We start from the raw sequence: 22,881 nt of genomic DNA on the forward strand, positions 1-22,881 counted from the left end.
ATCCACACTTCGGCTCATCCAAACGGATAGTTTCCGGCCTCGAATTGATGGCAGGATGCGAACCCGCGATGGAGAGAGACCGTCATCAAACAAGCCGGACAGGCCTGGAGGAGCACTTTGTTCAACCTGTTGATCTGCGACGATCACCCAGCGATCCGGACGGCGGTGCGACTGCTGGCGCGAGAGGCGTCGGGTGGCTGCGAAGTCACCGAAACGGGCAATGCGGAGGAACTGGTCGACGCGCTGCAGGGCCGCCGCCACTTCGATCTGCTGACCCTGGACCTGCAATTGCCAGGGCGATCGGGGCTCGAGATGCTCATCGAGGCCAAGAAGCTGAGGCCCGAGCTTCCCGTGATGATCCTGTCGGCGGACGAAAGCGCCTCGAGCGTGACCGCCGCGCTCGCGGCAGGCGCGTCCAGCTATCTCTTCAAGTCCTGCACCGAGAACGCGCTGTTCCTGGCGCTGAAAGAAGCGGTCCAGAGGCGCCTGACGCTGCCGGCCGGCTATGCGGGCCACCCGATCGACGCCCCCGTCGATGCGCTGCGACTCTCGCCGCGCCAACGCGAAGTGCTCGACTGCCTGCTGCGCGGCATGCAAAGCAAGCAGATCGCCCGGGCGCTCGCGTTGTCCGAGGGCACGGTCAAGAGCCACACGGTGGCGGTGTTCCGGTCACTCAACGTGAATTCGCGCGCCCAGGCCGTGATCGAAGCGCATCGCCGGGGGATCGCCCTTGGACAATGACGACGCACAGCGCGAGATCCTGCGGCTCACGCTGGCGCAGTCGACGCGCGCCTCCTACCTCGCGATCGCGGGCGCGGTGATCATCGCCGCCATTGCGGCGCCAGGCGTCGGATGGGCAGGCGCCGCGGCCTGGGCCGGTGCCACGGCGGCAGTCCTGCTGGGCCGGAATGCCCTGCTCGGCCGCGTCGCGAAAACGCTCGATGCGCCTGGAGGCATCGTGCGCACGCGCCGTCTGCTGAGCTCGAGTTCCGTCGTCATGGCATTGACCATCGCGACACTGCCGGTCTTCGCTTTTCCCCATGTGGACGCCGAGCAGCGCTTCCTGCTCACGCTCTTCTTCTGTTGCTGGTGCGTGGCAGGTCTGCCGTCCCTGGGCAGCATTCCGGCGATCTACACGACCTATCTGGGGCTCATGCTGGGCGGCATTGTCGCGGGCTGGTTCAGGGCACGCTACGTCGATGCGTTCGCGGTACTCGCCGGACTCGTCATCTACTGGATGGTGCTCACGATGTTCGCGCTCAACTTCGCTCGCCGGGTGACCGAGGGCATCGAGATCCGGAACTGGAACGCCAGGCTGGTTCGCCAGTTGTCGGCCGCCAATGCGGCCAAGACGCGCTTCATCATGAACGCCAGCCACGACCTGCGGCAGCCGCTGCATGCCATCAGCCTGCTGGGTGGCGTGCTCGCGCGCGCCAGCGACCCGCACGCCCTGGCCAGCGCACGCGAGGCGCTGGGACTGGCGCTCGCGGGTCTCAACCATCTCTTCTCCGAGATCCTCGACCTGTCCAGGATCGACAGCGGCACCGTGCGTCCCAACCCGCGCAACCTGCCGCTGCACCAGCTCGTGGTGCGCCTCGATACCGAGTACCGCATCCTCTGCCTGGACCGGGACCGGCGCTGGGACTGCCAGATCGAACGCGCCCATGTGTACACCGATCCCGCGCTGTTCGAACGCATCGTTCGCAATCTGCTCGACAACGCGCTCAAGCATGGCGAAAAAGGCGCCGTACGGCTCGCGCTCGCGGTGCATGGGCAGCAGGCGACGGTCAGCGTATCGGACACCGGGCCGGGCATCCCGCCGGAGCAGCGCGAACAGATCTTCGACGAGTTCTTTCGCGGCTCCGACACCGCTTCCACCAACGGCATGGGCCTGGGTCTTTCGATCGTGCGGGGCTTCGCCAGGTCCTTGGGCTGTCACCTCTCGCTGACCGAGACCGATCCCCAGACCCATCGCGGCACCTGCATCGCCATCACGCTGCCGCTGGTGTCGGCCGATGCGCAAGACACCGACGCGCCCGGCGACGACGACGCGGCCGCGCAGGCGGTCCCGGAGGTCGCGGGCCTGAAGGTCTTGGTCGTCGACGACGATCAGGCCGTGCTCGACGCCACGCGGGCCCTGCTGTCGCAATGGGCCTGCGATGTGCGGCTGTGCCGCACGCGTGCGCAGATCGAGCAGTTGCGCACCGAGGCATGGCAGCCCGACGTCGTCATGGTCGACTACCGCTTCGAGCCCGGCCTGAACGGGCTCGAGGCCATCGCGGAACTGCGCGCACAGCACCCGGACCTCGGCGTCATCGTGGTCACCGGTGAATCGGACGAGGCCGTCCTCAAGGAGCTGTCGGACTCGGGCCTGCCCAAGCTCGACAAACCGGTGGACCCGGGCGAGCTGCGGCGGATGCTCGGAATTTTTCGGACCATGGACTGAGGAGACGCGAAATGCACTGGCTGTCGGAGAGCGCGGAGAAGTTGATCGCCATGGCAGCCGAAGCACGCCGCTTCGATGTCGTCGTCGTGGGCTCGGGCTACGGTGGCTCGGTCGCCGCGCTGCGCACCGCCGAAACGGGTGCCAGCGTGTGCATGCTCGAGCGCGGCAACGAATGGGTCGCCGGCGAGTTCCCGACCGACCTGAGCCAGGTGGGAGGCCACGTTCGGGCCGAGACGAGCCAGACCGGCGGCGTGCAGGTGATGGGCTACGAAGACGCGCTGTTCGACCTGCGGCTGGGCGAACGCATCGGCGCGCTGGTGGGCAACGGGCTGGGAGGCGGCAGCCTGATCAATGCGGGCGTCGGACTGGCCGCCGACCCGGAGGTCCTGGGGCGCAGGGAATGGCCCCCCGAAATCCGTGCCGAGGGTCTGGTGGAGTGGTATTCGAAGGCACGGGAGCGGCTGGAGTTGTCCGAGGTCGGGGCCCCGGGGCGTTACTTCGATCCGCGCGAGACGCCGAAGTACCGCAGCATGCAGGCCTTGCACGACAAGGTCGAGGCCACGCTCGGCGGCGATCTTCGTTCGACCTTCGAGGAAGTGCCGGTGGCCGTTCATTTCGGCAAGAAGCTGCCGCCGCGGACGTCCCCGGCCGCCACGCGGGAGGCAGGCGACGAAGGCTACGAGCCCTATACCGGACCGCTGGGTACGCGCCTGCCCTGCACGGGCTGCGGCAACTGCGTGTCAGGCTGCAATCACAACGCCAAGCTCAGCCTGGCCAAGACCTACCTGCCTGCCGCGCGCCTGGCCGGCGCACGCATGTTCACGGGTCTCAGCGTGCTGCGCATCGCGCGCTCGACCTCCACCGACTATCCCTGGGCGATCCAGTTCGTGCGGACCGCCGAGCGCAGGCTGCGCCGGGACATCGAGCGCGCCGGCAACGACGGCTGCCAGGACTGGATCTACGAAGTGCTGGCCCGTCGCGTGGTCCTCTCGGCAGGCACCTTCGGATCCACCGAGATCCTGATGCGATCGGGCCAGCCGGACGCCACGCTGCGGCTGTCCGAAGGCCAGGCAAGCACCGAGGCGCTCTCGCTGCCGCTCGAGCACCTGGGGCGGCGCGTTTCGGGCAATGGCGACGACATTGCCTGCGCGACCGGCCTGGACGCGCCGGTGCATGCCGTCGGCCGCACCGCGTCGGTCCGTGACCAGAGAAAGGACGTGGGCCCGACCATCTCGTCGATGATCCGGATCCGCGATGCGACGGACGGCCAGCGCGACTCGCTGGTACAGGACGGCGCGATACCGGGACTGTTGGGCACGGTGTTCCAGGAACTGGTGCAGACGCTGTCGACGGTCTCGCGCCTCGACCGGTGGCGCATTCCCGCATCCTCCGGCAGTGACCCGATGGCCCCGCAGGCGCAGATCCTCACCCGTACGCTGACGCTGCTGGGCATGGGACACGACCCATGCCTGGGAGAGATCCGCTTCGACGCCGGCAGCGACCGCGTGCGATGGCTGTGGCCGGAGCGTGGTCCCACTCCCGCTCCCGAGAGCGAGTCGGCTACCGATCTGCAGCATTCCCGCATGGCTCCCGCTGTCGAGAAGATGGGCCAGGATGCCCTCTACGTGCGCAATCCGGCCACCAACCTGTTGCCCGCGCAGCTTGGCGATCTGCTCGAAGGCCCCGATCTCGGCGGCGCGCGAGTGACCGTGCATCCGCTCGGCGGATGCCGCATGGCCGAGGACGCGCAGCATGGCGTCTGCAACCACCTGGGCCAGGTGTTCGACGCCCAGGGCAACTTGCACGAAGGGCTGTACGTGCTCGATGGCTCCATCATTCCGACCTCGCTCGGCGTGAATCCGCTGCTGACCATCACCGCGCTGGCCGAACGCAGTTGCGCGCGCATCGCGCAGGACATTGCGGGCGAACTGATGGCGCGGGGCATCGACGCCGCGCCCGCTCGCAACAGCGACAGCGACATCGCCCTCGCGCCGCCACCCGCGCCTCGGCCTTTCGAGACGGACGTGACCGCGCCGACGGGTGCCGTGCTCGCCGAGGTGCTGAGTGGCGAAGTGCTTATGGACGACGCCTTCGCCCCGGCCAAGGCCCAGGCCAGGGACAACAGGACGGCCACGCTCACGGTGCGGCTGGAGGTTCCCGATTGGCAGGCCTTTCTGCGTGACCCGCAGCACGAGGTGAAAGCCCTGGCCTTCGCGCAAGACGATGGCGCGCCGCTCGAGGCACCGCGTTTCCTGCTGAGCTGCAAGACGGGGCCGGACCTCTGCCTGCGGGTCGAGGGCGGAACAGTGCAGCTGTTCCGCCGCGCCGAAACTTCGGTCCTGCAGCGGGCGCGCCGGTTCCTGCCGGTCCTGCTCACCTACGCGTTCAACCGCTGGCTGCCCGACTGGATCAAGTCGCCACGCGCATCGGCGCCGGGAGAGGAGAACGATCGACAACCCGCCCGGAAGCAGCGCTCCTGGCTGCGCACGCTCGTCAGCGGCGCGAAGACGCTGTGGCACGCCACCGACGTGCGAGTCTTCGAGTACCGCTTGAACCTGGTCGCCGACCTGGCCCCGGATGCCGGCCCTCCTGCCACCTATCTGCTGCTCGGATCCAAACGCGTCGAGGCCGCGGCCTCGGGGGCCGATCTGCGCCAATGGCTGCTCGACCGCATCCGCAATGGCGGCTGGCCGCCCGTCCCGCGCCGAAGCATCTGGGCCCAGCTCGGCGAGCTCGATGTCCGCCTGTTCGAGACCGACGCGCAAGGCGCGCGGAAACGGCAGGTTATGCATGGCCGCCTGGCCATGGACCTGCCCCAGATCGTCCGCAGCATGCTGCCGCAGGCTGGCCCTGCGGGCGACAGCCTCGGCGCATTGCTCGACATGGCCGGGTACCCGTTGATGATGGTGCGGGCCTTGGCGCTGTCGCGCATCCTCGACTTCCGGGCGCCGGACTATGCGCCAGGCCTGCCGAAGACCGAGCCGACGACCTCGTCACCCGCGCCCGGCGGGCCACCACCGCCCCATCCCAACCCCGATCCCGACCCGGACCTGCTGACCTTCTACGCGGCCTGTTCACTGAAGGCATTTCCGACGATCCGCACGCACGGCGACGTGGAGGTCCAGCCGCGGATCTACCAGCTGGCCGTGCATGACAGCGTCCGCGCCCCGCAGACGGACAAGCCCGTTCGCCTCGCGCTGGTGCGCTACCCGCAGCCGCAGCCCCTGCAGGTGCTGGACGACACGCGACACGGCGAGGGGCTCAAGAAGGCCAAGGCCATCCTGTTGATCAATGGCTTCGCCCAATCGACCTTGACCTTCGTGGCGCCGGAGCTCGGCAAGGACTGCCTGGCAGCCCGCCTCCTGCACGAGGGCTGGGACGTGTGGATGCTCGAATACCGCGTCAGCCCCCTGCTCGCCGCCTCGGCGCGCTTCTCGACCATGGACGACATCGCGGCCTTCGATATTCCGACCGGCGTGGATGCGGTCTGCGAGGTGCTCGCCAAGGAGCTGATCGAGTCCGGCCATCTCCCGCCGGAGGACAGGACCGACGACCTCGCCAGGCGTCTGCGCATCTTCTGCTTCAGCCACTGCGTGGGCTCGGCCTCGCTCGCGATGTCGCTGGCGGAGGGTTTTCTCCAGATCGAGCATCCGCGCAACAGGCGCGAGAAGATCGACCGCCTCGCGGGCGTCTCGTTCTCGCAATTCCTGCCCTACGTCATCGGTTCGACCACGGCGCAGGCACGGTTGCAGTTGGGCTCGTTCATCCACAACATCGTGGGGCGCGACCACCTGCACTTCGCCGCCGGCATGGTCGCGCCGGACTTGATGCACTCGATGCTCGACCGCCTGTTCGGAACCTTCGGCGGCGACCAGCCATGCCCGGGCGAAAGCGACCTGCGGGTGCTTCGCCACGACTCCACCACCTGCAAGCGCATGGCCGGCTTCCTGAGCCGCTTGGTCGACCACGACAAGCTCGGCGAGGAGAGCCACAAGAAGCTGGACACCTACTTCGGACGCGCCAATCTCGGCGTGTTCCTGCATGGCGTGAAGTGCGTCGAGTACGAGCGCATGGTCGACTACGACGGGCGCAACTACCTCTCCGACCAGATCGTGAGCGATCGCATGGACATGCCCCTGCTGCTCATGCAGGGAACGGCCAATCGGCTGTTCGACATCGAATCGCTCGACCGCACGCGCGACCAGATCAACCGCATCTTCGGCAACATCAACGATGCCGACGTGAACGAGCAGGGCGTGCGCCAGTACGGCCGGGTGTCGACGCTGCGGCTGAAGGACTACGCGCACTTCGATTGCACGATCGGCCACCTGGCGCCCCAGGAGGTGTATCCGCACATCGAGTTCTTCTTCGGCGAAGCGTGGCAGCGCGGCCTCCCGGTGCCGGGCAAGCCCACCATGACCAGCCACGCGCGCCTTCCCATGACCGGCCCGCTCGTCGGCTGGGTGCGGCCGGCCAAGAACGACCAGGTGCTCGTGCGCGTCTGGGCCGAGTTCGACAGCATGAGCTCCGACACGCTGGCCGATGCCTTCACCGTCGCCGAGTACACGCTGGATGGCAAGTCGTGCCGCGACGCGGCCATCTGGGAACTCGACACCGAGCTGTTTCCCTCCCGACCGGCGGTGCCGACGATCGGCGGATCGCGGACGCCCGTCGCAAGCTACCCGGTGGCCACGGTGGTCGCCGACGTCGTGCTTCCCGCGCGCGCCCGCGACGTGCGCATCAAGGTCCTGGGTGTCTACACCTATGCCAGCGCGCCGCCAGCGCTGGAAACCTCGAGCGCCGACAGGCCCCCCCGCTTCCCGAGCGGCTGGCACCGGCCCGCGATGCCGGGCGAACTGCGCCCCTACAGCCATCTCTTTCCGCTTGCGGACCTTGTCGATCTGAATCTCGGGGAACTGCTGCTCAAGCTCCACGGCCCCGACCTGATCCGGACATTGCGCGATCAGCCCGCGGTCAAAGACCGCATCCTGCCCAAGAAGCCGCTGGATGAGGAATCGGCCGACGCGCTCATCGCGGTGCAAACGGCTCGACAGGAAGCGCTTGCCGCCATCGCCTACAGCGCCGCGCCCGGAACGCTGTCTCACCTGATCCGCCAGCCGGGCCCCATCGATCGCGCCGAGGTTCGCGTACCGGACAGCGCGATGTCGGCCAACGGTTCCGACCCGGTCGTCTTCCTCGCCGCGGGATGCCGGCATCCGGGCATCACGGGCCTCGAGGCCGACCGCGCCGATCACTCGCTGAAGGCGATCGCGGCCGGTGCCGAGCGCCTCTCCCCGCGCTTCATGCTCATGCTGGGGGACCAGATCTACGCGGATGCGCGTGCCGGCTTCTTCGACACGTCCTCGTCCATCGAACGCGTGGTGCCGCGCTACCGGAGCGCGTTCGGCTCGCCCGGATTCCGCGCAGTGGCGGCCCGGATTCCCCTCATGATGGTCATCGACGATCACGAGATCAACGACAACTGGACGCTCGAACAATTCCAGGCCGAGAACGAGAGCGAACAACGAACCCAGACCGCGCTTTCCGCATTCCACGCATTCCAGCGCGTGCATGGTCCGGCCTCTGCCTCCGTGCCTTCGAGACCTGGCGCTGCATCGAATCTCCTCTTGCCGGACGCGAGCCTGATCCACTTCCCGCAAGTGGCGCCGGACTCCTCGCTGACCAACTTCTACAGCTTCGAGGCGGGATGCGCATCGATGCTGGTGCTGGACTCCCGCACGCAGCGCACGCTCAAGCCCACGCGCCGGATACTGACCGAGGCGGCATGGGCCGTGCTCGAGGACTGGCTGGACAGGCAACCCGCGCGCAGGCCCAAGTGGCTGGTATCGGGATCGGTCATTGCGCCCGGCCTCAAGAGCGGCGACGGCAACCCGTCACCGCGCGATTGCGACACCTGGCAGCTGGCCCGCGAGGATCGCCAGCGGATCTTCGAACTCATCCGCCGCAAGAGGATCGCGAACGTGATCCTGCTGTCGAGCGACTATCACTGCGCCGCCCTGGGCGAGGTCGCGATCGACAGCGAGCTGAAAGTCATCACCATCGTTGCACCGCCGCTGCACGCGCCGATGCGTTTTGCCAACTCCAGCAAGGACACGCTCCATTCCAGGGAAGAAATCCCCGTTGAGGGAGGCACTGTGGTCGCGACCACGCTGGACAGCTGGGACGGAGACGGCTGGCTCGAGTGCAGGCAGGAGCAATTCGGCGCGGACGGGTGGAAGCTCACGCTGGACTTCCACCTGCGCCAGCTCGAGGCGGAACCCGAGTTCACGACCGATACGCGCGAAATCTTCCTGTAGCGAATCGATGCGCCGGCCGTGCGGGTCACGCGCGACAGGCAGGGGACACAACGGCCCACAACGGCCCACCTCACCCGTAACCGTAGGGATTGGGCACGTCCCCCGCCAGCAGCCAGGCGCCGATGCCCTGGTGCCGATAGTCGAGCGGGTCGTGCAGCGTGTGCACGCGCACGTTGCGCCAGTAGCGGTCGAGGTTGTGCTTCGAGGCGGTGCCGCGCGCGCCCACCAGCTCGAAGATCTGCGAGGTGACGTGCAGCGCCGTGCGCGCGGCCTGCGTGCGCGCCGCGGCCACGTCGATCGCGAGCGCCCCGCGGCTGTCGGCCGTGAGCGCGAAGCCCTGCTCCCAGGCCTGCTGGAAGCGTTCGTTGGTCTGGTTCGACAGCGCCGTGGCGGCCTGCAGCGCCGACCACATCTCGCCCGCGCGCAGCTGCAGCAGCCGGTCGTCCTCGGCGCGCTCCACCCCGGCCATGGGCCAGGGCTGGGTGTGGGCGCGCAGGTGCTCGATGGCGGCGCGCAGCGCGCCGAAGGCATTGCCGAGGTAGATCTCGGTCAGCACGATCTGGCCGATCAGGTTGCGCAGCGTGGCGCGCGGGCTCGAGGCCACGCCGGGCGGGCCGAGGATCTCGTCGTGCGCGATGCGCACGCGCCGGAACTCGACGTTGCCGCTGTCGGTCTGGCGCTGGCCCATGTTGTCCCAGTCGCCGAGCACCGTGATGCCCGCGCGCGAGGTCGGCACCACGGCGAACAGCCGGTCGGTCGGCTCGGGGCCGAGCACCACCGAGACATTGAGCACGTCGGAGTCCGGGGCGCCCGAGCAGAAGCCCTTCACGCCGTCGATCTCGATGCCGTCGTCGGTGCGCGCCGCCTGCAGCCGGGTGTCGCGCGCATTCACGGCATTGCCCCAGAACCAGCGCTTCTCCACCGCCTCGCCGAGGAAGCGCGCCTGCTGCGCCTCGGAACCGAACAGCAGCACGCTCGCCACCTGCAGGTGCTGGAAGCCGAACAGGTGCGCGAGCGAGCTGTCGGCCTGCGCGAGCCGGCGCAGGATGCGGAAGATCAGCGGCCAGGCCGCCTGCTGGCCGCCATGGGCCGCGGGGATCGCGAGCGTGAGCAGGCCGCTGCGGCGCAGCAGCGCGCGTTCGGCCAATGCCGTGCCGCCCGCGCGGTCGCGCTCGGCGGCGCTGGCGGCCAGGGTGTTCGCGAGCGCGAGCACCGGCTCGGTGAAGATGCCGAAGTCCTCGGCGAAGGGATCGGCCGCCGATGGCGTGCCCTGGAGAGCGGAAGAAGAGGACACTGGATGGCGGCCTGCGGTGGAGAAGAGGAAGCGGAAAGCGGGGGCGGGCCGGAACGCGGGATCGGAGAACGGCGACGCCTGCCGCGGCGGCTGCACGCATGATGCCGAACCGGACCCCGTTCGCTTAGAACATTCCGGCGCATGGATATGCGCGGCGCGTTCAGCGCCGGTGGTCGACGCGCCGCGCCAGCCACTCGCCGACGAACTGGATCGCCGACACCAGCGCGATCAGGATCACGATCACCTCGAACATCACGCGCGTCTCGTAGCGCTCGTAGCCGTAGCGGATCGCCAGGTCGCCGAGGCCGCCAGCGCCCACCGCGCCCGCCATGGCCGAGGCATTGACCATCGCGATCACGCTGACCGTCATGCCGCCGATGATCCCGGGCAGCGCCTCGGGCAGCAGCACGTGGCGCACGATGTGCCAGCGCCGGCAGCCCATGGCGCGCGCGGCCTCGACCAGGCCCGGGTCGACGTCGTTGAGGCTGACCTGCGCGATGCGCGCATAGAACGGGATCAGGTTGGCCGCCAGCGGCACCACCGCGGCCCAGGTGCCGAGCGTGGTGCCGACCAGGAAGCGCGTGACCGGCAGCAGCGCGATCAGCAGGATGATGAAAGGGATCGCCCGGCAGACGTTCACCGCGATCGACAGCGCCCTGTGGAAGCGCCGCCGCGGATAGAGGTTGCGCGGCGCCGTCACCGTGAGCACCACCGCCAGCACCAGCCCCAGCGCGATCGCGATGAAGGCCGAGATGCCCACCATCAGCAGCGTCTGGAAGAAGGCCTGGACGTACTTGTCAATCTGCGGCGTGGACATAGCCCAGGACCTCGATGCGGTCGGCCCCGAGCGCCTGGCGCGCGGCGTCGATGTCGAAAGAAGGGTCCGCGCCCACCGGCACGGCCACCAGCAGCCGGCCCTGCGCATGGCCGCGGATGCGGTCGAGCCCGCCGTGCAGCCAGGTCGCGCCCGGGCCCAGCGCGGCCAGTGCCTCGAAGGGCAGGCCCCGCGGCCGCGCGGCGCCGTCGAAGCCCAGGCTCAGCACCCGCAGGGCCGGCCGGCCCGGGATGCCTTCGAGGTTTTCGAGGTCGGGCACCAGCGCCGCCGCGAGGTCGCCCGGCAGGTCGTGCAGCAGCGGTTGCAGCAGCGCGCGCGTGGCCTCGGCCCGCGGCTTGCCGAACACGCGCCACACCTCGCCGAGCTCGACGAGGCGGCCACGGTCGAGCACCAGCACGCGGTCGCAGACCTCGCGGATCACCGCCATGTCGTGCGTGATCAGCACCACCGTGAGGCCGAAGCGCCGGTTGATGTCGCGCAGCAGCGCGAGGATCGATTGCGTGGTCTCGGGATCGAGCGCCGAGGTCGCCTCGTCACACAGCAGGATCTGCGGCCGGTGCACCAGCGCGCGCGCGATGCCCACGCGCTGCTTCTGCCCGCCCGAGAGCTGCGCCGGCCAGGCATCAGCCTTGTCGGCCAGGCCCACGAGCTCGAGCAGCTCGTCCACGCGCTCGCGGATGCGCCGCGGTTCCACGCCCGCCACCTTGAGCGGCAGTGCGACGTTGTCGCGCACAGTCTTGGCCGACAGCAGATTGAAGTGCTGGAAGATCATGCCTATGCGCCGGCGCAGCGCGACCAGGCCGTCCTCGTCGAGGCCGCCGACGTCCACGCCGTCGACGCGCACCGTGCCGCCGCTCGCGGCCTCGAGCGCATTGATGGTGCGCAGCAGCGTGGACTTGCCAGCGCCGCTGCGTCCGATGATGCCGAAGACCTCGCCGCGCTCGACGGCGAACGAGACCGCCTCGAGCGCCGCCACCGTGCCGGCCGCGCCCGCGTAACTCTTGGAGACCTGCTCGAAGACGATGTGGGCCGGCGCCGCCGGCGTCGTCGCGGCGCTCAGAAGACGGGCAGTACCGAACCCTGGTACCGCGTCTGGATGAACTGGCGCACTTCCTCCGACTGGTAGGCCTGGACCAGCGGCTTGACCCAGGCCGCGTTCTTGTCCTTCTCGCGCACCACGATGATGTTGACGTAGGGGTTGTTCTCCTTCTTCTCGACCGCGAGGCCGTCGCGCGTAGCGATCAGGCCGGCCTGGTAGGCGAAGGTGTTGACGATGGCCGAGGCGTCCACGTCCTCGAGCGAACGCGCGAGCACCACCGAGGCGGCCTCCACCAGCTGCACCTTCTTCCTGTAGCCGGTCACGTCGGCCAGCGTGGCGGTGCCCTTGAAGGGATCGAAGCCCTCGCGCAAGGTGAGCACGCCCTGGTCGCGCAGCACGACCAGCGCGCGCGTCTGGTTGCTCGGGTCGTCGGGGATGCCGAGCTTGGCGCCGTCGGGCAGGTCCTTGAAGGCCTTGTGCTTCTTCGAATAGAAGGCGATCGGCGAGATGTAGGTGTTGCCCACGCTGACCAGCTTGTAGCCGCGCTGCTTGACCTGGTCGTTGAGGAAGGGGATGTGCTGGAACGAGTTGGCCTCGAGGTCGCCGTTGTTGAGCGCCTCGTTGGGGCTGGCCGAGCCGGTGATGACCACGGGTTTGACCTCGAGGCCGTTGCGCTTGGCGACCTTGGTGACCACTTCCCAGATCTCCTCGTCGACGCCGCCGCGCACGCCCACGCGCAGGGTCTGCGATTGCGCGAGGGCCGCGGTCTGCGACCAGAGCGCGGTCGAGGCGAGGACGAGTGCGCCCAAGGCGCGAAGAACACTGCGTGTGTGCATGACTTTCTCTTTTCGGTTGCCGGTTTTTTGCTGCGGCCGATCTTCGAAGGCCGCGCCATGGCGGGAAAGGAAAGTTTTCGCACAAGCAATCTCGCTGCGCGACGAAGGCGCGGATCGATCCGCGCCGCGCACCGGCGGCGCGCTTGCACATGCGCATTCCGAAGTTGCCGTGGCGCAGGCCCGCCGATACGGTCGACGGCTTCGCATGCCACCCTGCCTGGAGTTCCTTCGATGACCGCTTCGCTGCCTTCCCTCCCGCTTCCGCCGAGCCGCCGCACGCTGGTGCGCGGTGCCGCCGCCGCGCTCGGCGCCGCCAGCCTCGGCCTGCTGGGCCGCCGTGCCTGGGGCGCCGACAACGACAAGCCGATCACGCTGTCGTGGACCGGCACCGGCCTGTGCCTGAGCCCGATCGTGGTCGCCAATGAGCTGGGCTACTTCGCGAAGAACAACGTGAAGGTGGAGATCATCAATTTCGCGGGCGCGGTCGACCAGGTGCTCGAATCGATCGCCACCGGCAAGGCCGACATCTCGCTGGGCCTGATCCATGCCTGGCTCAAGCCGCTGGAAGCGGGCTTCGACGTGAAGGTGGTGGGCACCGCGCACGCGGGCTGCATCCGCGTGCTCGCGCCCAAGACCTCGGGCATCGCGAGCATCGAGGCCGTGAAGGGCAAGACCATCGGCGTCTCGAGTCCCGCGGGCTATGGCCGCCAGTTCTTCTCGACCGCGCTGGCGCGGCGCGGCGTGAACCCCGACCAGGACGTGCAGTGGCGCGTGTTCCCGGCCGACCAGCTCGACATCGCGCAGAAGAAGGGCGAGATCGACGTCATCGCCGACTCGGACCCGAACCTCTACCTGATCGAGAAGCGCAACCCCGGCGCCTACCTCGAGATCGCCAACATCCTCAAGGGCGACTTCAAGGACCGGCTGTGCTGCATCGTCGCGGCACGCGGCGAACTGGTGAAGCGCAATCCGCAGCAGGTGGCGGCCGTGGTTCGCTCGCTGCACCAGGCGGCGGATTTCATCGCCGAGAACCCCAACGAGGCCGGGCGCGCGGTGAGCAAGCTGTTCCCGAAGGTGGCGCAGCAGGACCTCGGCAGCATCCTCTCGACCATCGGCTACACGCACCACGCCAAGCGCTTCGATCTCGCGAAGGAGATCGAGAGCTATGCAGTCGACCTCAAGCAGGTGGGGGTGCTCAAGAAGAGCACCGACCCGGCGCGCTTCGCGAAATTCCTGACGGTGGACGTGCTGGCCTGAGCGCCGGCCTCAAGCCGCCAGCGGCTCGGGCACCGCGGCCAGCAGCGAACGCGTGTAGTCGTGCGCAGGCCGCGACAGCACCTCCTCCACCGGCCCCTGCTCGACCAGCCGGCCACGGTTGAGCACCAGCACGCGGTCGGCCACGTGGCGCACGAGGTTGATGTCGTGCGAGATGAACAGCAGCGCCGTGCCCAGCCGCGACTGCAGCTCGGCGATCAGGTCGATCACCTGGGCCTGCACCGAGACGTCGAGCGCCGACACCGGCTCGTCGCAGACGATCAGCGCGGGCTGCGCCGCGAGCGCGCGCGCGATCGCCACGCGCTGGCGCTGGCCGCCCGAGAGCGAACGCGGAAAGCGCTCGGCCAGCTCGGGCGCCAGGCCCACCTGCTGCAGCAGCGCCGCGATGCGCGCGCCCACCTCGGCGCGCGGCAGGCCCTGCAGGTTCTCGGCGATCACCTGCGACACGCGGTAGCGCGGATCGAAGCTGCTCAGCGGATCCTGCGGGATGTACTGCAGCCGCGGCCGCAGCGGCCGGCGCACAGCCTCGGAAATGCCCGACCACGGCTGGCCCAGCAGCCGCACCGTGCCCGCGTCGGGCTCGAGCAGGCCGAGCACGATCTTGGCGCAGGTGGACTTGCCCGAGCCCGATTCGCCGACCAGGCCGAGCACCTCGCCGGCCGCGATCGAGAACGACAGGTCCTCGAGCGCCACGAAGTCCTCGCGCGGGCCCAGCCCGCGCCGCACCGCGAAGCGCTTGCCGATGCCCTGGACCTCGAGCACCGGTGCCTGCGCGGCCGGCACGGGTGCGCGCGGCGGCAGCGGCTCGCGCACGATGCGCAGCCGCGCCTCGGGGCCCTCGCCCGCCGCCTCGAAACGCGCCGATGACAGCCGGCTGCCGCGCGAGGAGGTCGAGGGCACGGCCGCGATCAGCTGCCGGGTGTAGCCATGGCGCGGGCTCGACAGCACGTCGCGCACCGGGCCTTGCTCGAGCACGCGGCCGTACCGCATCACCAGCACGCGGTCGGCGATGCCCGCCACCGCCGACAGGTCGTGGCTGATCAGCAGCAGGCCGCTGCCTTCGTCGCGCACGCGCCGCGCCAGCACCTCGATCACCTGCTTCTGCAGCGCCGCGTCGAGCGCGGTGGTGGGCTCGTCGGCCACGATCAGCGGCGGCAGGCCCGCGATGGCGGCGGCGATCAGCGCGCGCTGGCGCAACCCGCCCGAGAGCTGGTGCGCGTACTGGCCGATGCGGCGTTCGGGATCGGGCATGCCTACGCGCGCGAGCGTTTCCAGCACGCGCCGGCGCACCGCCGTGCGGCCGCGCAGCAGGCCGTGATGCTCGAGCACCTCGCCGACCTCGCGGCCGATGGGGCGCAGCGGATCGAGCGACACCAGCGCGTCCTGCATCACCAGCCCCGCGAAGGTGCCGCGCAGGCGGCGCCAGTCGGTGGCATCGAAGCGGTTCGCGTCGCGCCCGTCGATCAGGAATTTGCGCGCGTTCGCGCGCGCGCCCGGCCCCGCGAGCGCGAGCAGGCTGCGCGCGGTCACGCTCTTGCCCGAGCCCGACTCGCCGACCAGCGCCACGCATTCGCCGCGCGCGATGCGCAGGTCGAGCGCCTCGACCACGGTGCGCTCGCCCGCGGGCGTGTCGAAGCGGACCGTGAGGCCCTCGACGTCGACCAGCGGCACTTCGCTCATGCCAGCCTCCCCTCGAAGCGCCGCTGCAGATGGTGGCCGAGCACGGTGAACGAGATCACCGTGAGCGTGATGGCCGCGCCCGGGAACACGCCGGGCCACCAGGCCACGCGCAGCACGTCGCGGCTCTCGGCCAGCATCACGCCCCACTCGGGCGTGGGCGGCTGCGGGCCGAGGCCCAGGAAGCTCAGGCCCGAGGCCGCGAGCACGGTCGATCCCACGTAGACAGTGGCGGTCACGGGCACCGCCACCAGCACGTTGGGCAGCAGGTGGCCGAAGAACACCTGGGCGCGGCTGCGGCCGTAGATGTAGGCATGGGTCACGTAGTCGGCCTGGCGCACGATGCGCGTCTGCGCGCGCACCACGCGCGCGAACTTCGGAATGCCCGCGATGCCGACTGCGAGCGCGATGTTGGCCAGCCCCGGGCCGAGGAACACCACCACCAGCATCGCCAGCAGCACGCCCGGAAAGGACGAGATCACGTCGAACAGCCGCGACAGCCCCTCGTCGAGCAGCCATTGCTTCTGCCCCGCCACCAGGCCCAGCAGCACGCCGGCCAGCACAGAAATCGCCGTGCCGCCGATGCCGATGAACAGCGAGTAGCGCGCGCCATGCACGGTGCGCGACAGCACGTCGCGGCCGAGCCGGTCGGTGCCGAAGGGATGCTCGGCGCCCGGCGGCTGCAGCACCGCGAGGAAGTCGCCCTCGAGCGGATCGAGCGGCGCCAGCCAGCGCGGCGCGACGGTGGCGATCACCAGCAGCGCGACGAACAGCGCCGACAGCAGCACCGCGAGCGGCGGCAGGCGCCGGCGCGGTGCGCTCGACGCGGGAGCGCTGCCCGCGGGCAGCGCGACGGTATCGGATGCGGAAATCATGATGCCTTGAGCCTCGGATCGATCAGTGCATAGAGCAGGTCCAGCAGGGTGGACGCCGCGACGTGGATGAAGGCCGCCAGCAGCACCACCGCGAGCACCACGGGCGCGTCCTGGCTCAGCACCGCGTTGAGCGTGACCGTGCCCAGGCCGGGCCGGCCGAACACCTTCTCGGTGATGACGGCGCCGCCGAGCAGGCCGCCGATGATCCAGCCGCCGAGCGTGACCACCGGCAGCGCCGCATGGCGCAGCACGTGCCGCAGGCGCAGCCACAGCTCGCCCAGGCCGCGCGCGCGCACCGTGACCACGAAGGGCTGTTCGAGCGCGCGCTCCATCGCCTCGCGCAGCACCTGCGCCAGCAGGCCCGCGGTCGGCAGCGCCAGCGCGGTCGCCGGCAGCACCAGCGCGCGCCAGTCGGCCGCGCCCGAGACCGGAAACCAGCGCAGCGTGAACGAGAAGGCCATCAGCAGCAGGATGCCGAGCCAGAACACCGGCGTGGAGGCGAACACCAGCTCCAGCGTGGAGGCCGCCGCGCGCGCGAAGCGTCCGCGGCCCGAGGTCAGCGTGGCCACCACCACCGCGAACAGCAGCGCCAGCACGCCGGCCGCGAGCGCGAGCTCGACCGTGGGCCACAGCTGCGCCATCACCACGCGCGCCACCGGCTGGCGCAGTTCGTACGAGGTACCGAAGTCGCCGCTGGCGATGCGCGCCAGGAAGCCCAGGTACTGCTCCCACAGCGGTCGGTCCAGCCCCCACTCGGCCGCGATGGCCTCGCGCAGGCCCGGGTAGTCGAGGTCGCCGGCCAGGATGTCCTCGACCCGGCCCGGCAGCGCATGCAGGGCCAGGAAGGCCGCGGTGGCGCTGCCCCACGCCACCAGCAGGCCGGCGCCCAGCCGCGAGATCACCAGTCGCCACATGACGGGCTCAGCGCTCCGACAGCCACACGTCGTGGAAGTTCGACGGCGAGTCGAGCTGCGTCTCGAACGACAGGCCGCGCACCCGGCTCTTGGCCGCGAGCTGGTAGTTGGCCGAGAACAGCGGCACGATGATGCCCTGGTCCACCGCGTGGCGCTGCGCCGCGTCGACCAGCTTCTTCTTCTCGTCGAGGTTGGTCGAGGCCAGCGCGTCGTTGATGTAGCCGAACAGCGTCTTGTCGCCCTTTTCGGCCACCGCGCGGATGAAGCCGCTCTCGCCGATGTTGCCCTGCAGCTCCTGCGCCGCGTCGGCCGGCAGGTAGGTGTTGGGATAGATGCTCCACGAGCCCTTCTGCAGCTGCTGCGCCCACTCGCCGCCGGTGACGAAGCGCAGCCGCAGGTCGAAGCCCAGGTTCTTGCGCAGCTGCGCCTGCAGGCCCTGGATCAGCACGTCGCGGTTGTCGCGCACGAAGGGCTGCGGATAGCCGACCTCGATGGTCAGGCGCTGGCCGTCCTTGGTGCGAAAGCCTTCGGCGTCGCGGCTGGTCCAGCCCGCTTCGTCGAGCAGCTTGTTGGCCGCGGCCGGGTTGTTGCCCCAGCTGCCTTCGAGCGCCTTGTTGTAGAAGAAGCTGTCGGGGCCGATGTTCGACCAGGCGCGGCGGTAGGTGCCGCGGTAGACGCTCTTGACCAGCGCGTCGATGTCGGCGCCGTCGCGCAATGCGCGGCGCACGCGCACGTCGGTGGCCGGCGGGATCGTGTAGTTGACGTTGAGCGTGAACGAGGTCTGTGCGCCCGCCGGTCCGACCAGGAACTGGAAGCCCGGCTGGTCCTTGAACAGGCCCACGTCGGTGGGCTGCACGCCCTCGATCACGTCGACCTGGCCCGAGCTCAGCGCGCCCGCGCGCACCGCGTACTCGGGCAGGAAGCGCACCGTCACGCGGTCCAGCCAGGCCGGGCCCTGGTGCGCCGCATAGCCGGGCGCCCACTGGTAGCGCGGGTTGCGCGCGAAGCCGGCCGACTGGCCGCGCACGTAGTTCTGGAACAGGAACGGGCCGCTGCCCGCGATGGCGGGGCCGCCGCCGCAGAGGTCGTCGCCCGACTGCAGCGACTTCGGCGAGATCAGGCCCAGCCGCACGCTGGCGATCGATTCGAGCAGGCCCGAGTCGGGCCGGGCCAGCTGCAGCCGCACTTCGCTGGCCGACACCACCTGCACGCGCTCCACCGCCTTGAGCAGTTCGCCCGCGGCATTGGTGTTCTTGGTGTCGCGCACGAAATCGAAGTTGAACTTCACGGCCGCCGCGTCGAGCGGCGTGCCGTCATGGAACTGCAGGCCCGGCTTGAGCTTGAAGGCGTAGGTCTTGCCGTCGGGCGAGACGCTCCACTCCTGCGCCAGCCAGGGCAGGAACTTGCCGCCCTTGCCCTTGGCGACCAGCGAGTCGATGTAGTTGCGGATCAGGATGTAGGAGTTCTGCTGCGTCGAGCGGTGCGGGTTGAAGCAGATCGGATCGGTGGTGACGCCGAAGACCACCTCGCCGCCCTGGCGCGGCGTGTCGGCGGCCAGCGCGAGGTTCATGCCGCAGGCCGCGAGCAGGCCGGCCAGGAGGATGCGCGGCAGCGCGCGCCGCGGGGAAGCAAGGGCAAGGGAGATCTTCATGACGACGGAAAGGAACGTGGGAAAGCCGCGCGGACGAGTCCGCGCCTGGAAGAAAGGACAAGGAGTCGGCGCGCGCGGCGCCGGCCGTGCAGGCCCGGGCGAACGCCCGTGCACGGGCAGCGCCGATCTTCGAAGCTCAGGGCTTCGCGGCTAACGAAAGTTTTCGCAGAAGCTATCTCGCTCAGCGCGCATGGAGTGCTCCCGCGCCTTTCATCCGCTCAATCCAGAAGTCCGTCCCAGTAGAGCCGCGCCGCCGCCAGCACGGTCCGCATCTGCGTCGTGTGCGCGAGCCTGAAGGCCGCGCCGCGCACGGTCTCGTCGGGGAACTCGCTGATCAGCGTGAACGGCACGGTCGAGCGCTCGTCGGTGATCACCATGCAGGGAATGCCATTGATGGGCGCGAACGGCAGCTCGCCCACGTGGGCATGCCACATGCGCTGCTGGAGCGCATTGAACGCGGCCAGCTCGGTCGAGCCCGCGAGCAGCTCCTTCGTGAGCGCATCGAGGAAGCGCAGGCCGTCGTGGCCGCGGTGCTGACGCAGGATCAGGAAGAAGCCCTTGGGCACCGTCCATAGCTCGCTGCCGCGCGGCACGTAGCCGGCGCGCGGGCGCGTCCATTCGTGCGCCGGGTAGCCATGCAGGCTCAGGTGCAGGCGCGCGCCGGTGCGCGCGATCGCCTCGAGCCGCGGCGCCTTCTCGCCGAACGGCGGCTTCGTGCGCGCCTCGAGGTCGTCGCCCAGCGCGGTGTAGCGCGCGGCATGCGCCATGTGCGTGGGGTCGGCCTGCTGGAGCCGGTGATGCAGCGCCGCACCGTCGGGGTTCTCGAGCGCGACCAGCGCATAGTGCGCGCCCGGCAGCGCATTGAGCAGCGGCGCCGCGCGCAGGGCACCGACCACGCCCGAGCTCTCGTTCGCATGCTGGCCGGCCGTGACCACCAGGCCAGGCAGCGTGCCGCGCACATGCAGGCCCGCGACCGGGCGGCCCTGGAACGAGGTCACGCCGAAGCGCTCGCCGGGCAGGCGTTCCATCGCGGCCTCGACCTCGACCGGAGCCAGCGAGCGGTCAGCGGTGTCGAGCACCAGCGTGGTGTCGACGGGCGGGTCGACCCGCCGATGCGCGGCCAGCCGCACCGTGACCCGCGTGTCGTCCTCGCTGCGCGAGATCAGCGGCACGATGTGGCCGGGCTGCAGCGTGCGGTCGGCATCGTCGAGGCCGGCGCGCGCCTTGAAGAACTCGAGCGCGCCGTAGTAGCAGTCCTCGTGCAGCGCCTCGAAGGTGTCGATCGTCTCCTCGCCGAAGGGCAGCCGGCGCTCGATGCCGGTGGTGGCGATCGCGATCTCGAGCGTGTCGAACAGCGGCAGCGTGTAGCTCCAGGCATGGCCGCGCACCGCATCGAGCGCGGCCGCGCAGGCGGCCTCGAACTCGGTGGGCAGCGCGGCGTCGTGCACCAGCGCATCGCCGTCCCAGACGCGCAACCAGCCGCAGGGCGAGGCGGTGGCATCGTTGGGCGCGAACACGCGCCACTGCCGTTCTCCGGCCGTCACGAGGTGCTCGCCGGGCAGCTCGCCTTCGGCGAAACGCAGCGCGACGCTCTCGCCGAGCAGGCCGGCCAGCGGATAGGCCTCGAGGCGAAAGCGCTGGCCCTGGCCCGCGGGCGTGCGGACCTCGACCGAGGTCGCGCCATCTCCCTCGAACTCCTCGAGAAAGAAATGCACCAGCGGCTTGTAGGCGCTGCGCAGCACGGCCTGCACGCCCGCCGCGGCGAGCGCCTGCTCGGCGGCCTGGCGCATGGGCGCGTCCTCGAACAGCCAGGCTTCGATGCGCGTGACCGGGCTGGCGCCGAAGCGTTCGACCAGTTGCACCAGCGTGCGGGGGAAGGTGGCGTCGAGCAGCAAGGTCATGGCGCGAAGAATAAACCGCCTCGCGGCGTGGGGTTACCAACGAGAAGACACGCTGCCCGAGGGACAGCCGCTCCCAGTCTTGGCCCTGGCGCGCGCAATGCAAGCACGGAATCCGCATACGTTGATCCGTTTTTGTTCTTTGGCCCGCAGGTAAGCGCGCGCTAGCCTGCGCCGGCTCCCGACTCACGGGGACCCTCATGGAAAGCCTCGCCTCGATGTCTCATGTCTTCGACAACCTCCCGCTGCCCACGGCACCCGCTGCTGCCGTGCCGGCCACCAAGCCACCGTCGCCCCGCCGCGCGCCGCGCCTGCTGTCGCGCAACCAGTTGCTGCTGATCTCCTGGCTGGTGCCGGCCCTGGTGCTGGTGGTGTGGGAGCTGGCGGCGCGCGCCGGCTATCTCTCGATCCACGTGCTGCCCGCGCCCAGCAAGGTGGCGGCCACGGCCTGGGGCCTGATCCAGGAAGGACGGCTGATCAGCGACATGGGCACCAGCCTGCTGCGCGCGGCCACCGGCTTCGTGATCGGCGGTTCGATCGGCTTCGCGCTCGGCACGGTGGTGGGCTTCTCGCGGCTGGCCGAGGCGCTGTTCGACCGCAGCATCCAGATGATCCGCGCCATTCCCTTCCTCGCGATGCTGCCGCTGGTGATCGTCTGGTTCGGCGTGGACGAGGGCGGCAAGATCTTCCTGGTGTCGCTGGGCGTGATGTTCCCGATCTACATCAACACCGTGCTGGGCATCCGGCAGGTCGACCCCAAGCTGCTCGAGCTCGGCCGCGTGACGGGCCTGAGCAACGCGACGCTGATCCGGCGCATCGTGCTGCCGGGCGCCCTGCCCTCGATCCTCGCGGGCGTGCGCTATGCGCTCGCGGTGGCCTGGCTCGCGCTGGTGATCGCCGAGACCATCGCCACCAGCTCGGGCATCGGCTACCTCGCGATGGATGCGCGCGAGTTCCTGCGCACCGACGTGATCGTGCTGACCATCGTGGTCTACGCCACCATCGGCGTGGCCTCGGATGCGGTGGCGCGGCTGCTCGAGCGCCGGCTGCTGGCCTGGCATCCCAACTACGCCGCCGGAGAACGTCGATGAGCGCTGCGGCATCGCAACCCGAGGCCCCCGCCGTCGTCGTGCACGGCCTGCAGCGCCGCTATGGCGAGCGCACCGTGATCGGCGGGCTCGACCTGCGCATCGCACGCGGCGAATTCGTCGCGCTGCTCGGCGAGAGCGGCTGCGGCAAGACCACGCTGCTGCGCGCGCTCGCCGGCCTCGATGCCATCGACGGCGGGCGCATCGACGGACCGCGTCAGCCCGCGGTGGTGTTCCAGGAACACCGGCTGCTGCCGTGGGATTCGCTCTGGCGCAATGTCTCGCTGGGCCTCGACGAGGCCACCGGCAAGGCGCTGGCGCAGGCCGCGCTGGCAGAGGTCGGCCTCGGCGACCGGCTCGACGACTGGCCGCGCAACCTCTCGGGCGGCCAGGCGCAGCGCGTGGCGCTGGCGCGCGCATTGGTGCGCGAGCCCCGGTTGCTGCTGCTCGACGAACCCTTCGCCGCGCTCGACGCGCTCACGCGCATCCGCATGCATGGCCTGGTGAAGGAACTCGTGCGCCGCCACCGGCCCGGCGTGCTGCTGGTCACGCACGACGTCGACGAGGCGGTGGCGCTGGCCGACCGCGTGCTCGTGATGCGCGACGGCGCGATCGCGAGCGAGTACGCCGTGTCGCCCGAGGCCAATGCCAGGCGCACCCATCCCGATGCCACGGCGCTGCGCGAGGCGCTGCTGGCCGAGCTCGGCGTGGCGGCCGACAGCGTGCCCGCCTGAAC

General features: G+C 70.0%; 15 protein-coding genes. 6 read left to right on the plus strand and 9 right to left on the minus strand.

Going from position 1 to position 22,881, the window contains the following annotated elements; all coding sequences use genetic code 11:
* The first annotated feature begins 117 nt into the window (after positions 1–117).
* From AC07RM_RS02930 to AC07RM_RS02940, 3 genes are read left to right on the plus strand one after another with little or no spacing between them, the layout of a single operon-like run.
* Positions 118–741 (plus strand): response regulator, encoded by a 624-nt coding sequence (locus AC07RM_RS02930; protein WP_495332841.1) that lies wholly within the window; start codon positions 118–120, stop codon positions 739–741.
* Positions 731–2,446, plus strand: coding sequence for a hybrid sensor histidine kinase/response regulator (locus AC07RM_RS02935; RefSeq protein WP_495332843.1), 1,716 nt, complete (start codon positions 731–733; stop codon positions 2,444–2,446). The genes AC07RM_RS02930 and AC07RM_RS02935 overlap by 11 nt, the downstream gene beginning before the upstream one ends.
* An 11-nt stretch (positions 2,447–2,457) precedes the next feature.
* The gene (locus tag AC07RM_RS02940) at positions 2,458–8,763 is read left to right on the plus strand and encodes an alkaline phosphatase D family protein (RefSeq protein WP_495332845.1); all 6,306 of its coding nucleotides are present in this window, start codon (positions 2,458–2,460) and stop codon (positions 8,761–8,763) included.
* 70 nt (positions 8,764–8,833) lie between these two features.
* On the opposite strand, the gene AC07RM_RS02945 is transcribed toward AC07RM_RS02940, so the two are convergent.
* From AC07RM_RS02945 to AC07RM_RS02960, 4 genes are all read right to left on the minus strand, one after another.
* On the minus strand, positions 8,834–10,057 hold the full coding sequence (locus tag AC07RM_RS02945; RefSeq protein WP_495332847.1) for an acyl-CoA dehydrogenase family protein: 1,224 nt from the start codon (positions 10,055–10,057) through the stop codon (positions 8,834–8,836).
* 160 nt (positions 10,058–10,217) lie between these two features.
* Positions 10,218–10,874, minus strand: a complete 657-nt coding sequence (locus AC07RM_RS02950) for a methionine ABC transporter permease (RefSeq protein WP_495332849.1) — start codon at positions 10,872–10,874, stop codon at positions 10,218–10,220.
* The gene (locus tag AC07RM_RS02955) at positions 10,855–11,952 is read right to left on the minus strand and encodes a methionine ABC transporter ATP-binding protein (protein ID WP_495333412.1); all 1,098 of its coding nucleotides are present in this window, start codon (positions 11,950–11,952) and stop codon (positions 10,855–10,857) included. Before AC07RM_RS02955 ends, AC07RM_RS02950 begins: the two co-directional genes overlap by 20 nt.
* Complete coding sequence (locus AC07RM_RS02960) at positions 11,949–12,767, minus strand: MetQ/NlpA family ABC transporter substrate-binding protein (protein ID WP_495332851.1); 819 nt, start codon at positions 12,765–12,767, stop codon at positions 11,949–11,951. The genes AC07RM_RS02955 and AC07RM_RS02960 overlap by 4 nt, the downstream gene beginning before the upstream one ends.
* Before the next feature lie 231 nt (positions 12,768–12,998).
* On the opposite strand from AC07RM_RS02960, the gene AC07RM_RS02965 reads away from it, so the two are divergent.
* Positions 12,999–14,024 carry an ABC transporter substrate-binding protein gene (locus AC07RM_RS02965; protein ID WP_495332853.1) on the plus strand — a complete coding sequence of 342 codons (1,026 nt, stop codon included), beginning with the start codon at positions 12,999–13,001 and terminating at the stop codon, positions 14,022–14,024.
* 9 nt (positions 14,025–14,033) lie between these two features.
* On the opposite strand, the gene AC07RM_RS02970 is transcribed toward AC07RM_RS02965, so the two are convergent.
* From AC07RM_RS02970 to AC07RM_RS02990, 5 genes are all read right to left on the minus strand, one after another.
* Positions 14,034–15,722 (minus strand): dipeptide ABC transporter ATP-binding protein, encoded by a 1,689-nt coding sequence (locus AC07RM_RS02970; protein WP_495332855.1) that lies wholly within the window; start codon positions 15,720–15,722, stop codon positions 14,034–14,036.
* A complete protein-coding gene (locus AC07RM_RS02975) occupies positions 15,719–16,594 on the minus strand; it encodes an ABC transporter permease (RefSeq protein ID WP_495332857.1) in 876 nt (291 codons plus the stop codon). The genes AC07RM_RS02970 and AC07RM_RS02975 overlap by 4 nt, the downstream gene beginning before the upstream one ends.
* Complete coding sequence (locus tag AC07RM_RS02980; RefSeq protein ID WP_495332859.1) at positions 16,591–17,508, minus strand: ABC transporter permease; 918 nt, start codon at positions 17,506–17,508, stop codon at positions 16,591–16,593. The genes AC07RM_RS02975 and AC07RM_RS02980 overlap by 4 nt, the downstream gene beginning before the upstream one ends.
* A 7-nt stretch (positions 17,509–17,515) precedes the next feature.
* Positions 17,516–19,159 (minus strand): ABC transporter substrate-binding protein, encoded by a 1,644-nt coding sequence (locus AC07RM_RS02985; RefSeq protein ID WP_495332861.1) that lies wholly within the window; start codon positions 19,157–19,159, stop codon positions 17,516–17,518.
* A 218-nt stretch (positions 19,160–19,377) separates the two neighbouring features.
* Positions 19,378–21,060, minus strand: a complete 1,683-nt coding sequence (locus AC07RM_RS02990; RefSeq protein ID WP_495332863.1) for a M14 family metallopeptidase — start codon at positions 21,058–21,060, stop codon at positions 19,378–19,380.
* Between the two features lie 197 nt (positions 21,061–21,257).
* Here AC07RM_RS02990 and AC07RM_RS02995 point away from each other — a divergent pair, with 197 nt between their 5' ends.
* Both AC07RM_RS02995 and AC07RM_RS03000 read left to right on the plus strand, forming a co-directional pair.
* Complete coding sequence (locus AC07RM_RS02995) at positions 21,258–22,148, plus strand: ABC transporter permease subunit (protein WP_495332865.1); 891 nt, start codon at positions 21,258–21,260, stop codon at positions 22,146–22,148.
* Entirely contained in the window at positions 22,145–22,879 is a 735-nt protein-coding gene (locus AC07RM_RS03000; RefSeq protein WP_495332867.1) for an ABC transporter ATP-binding protein, read from the plus strand. Before AC07RM_RS02995 ends, AC07RM_RS03000 begins: the two co-directional genes overlap by 4 nt.
* The last annotated feature ends 2 nt before the right edge of the window (positions 22,880–22,881 follow it).

It is taken from the genome of Variovorax sp. GW821-FHT09B05 (assembly GCF_059418265.1).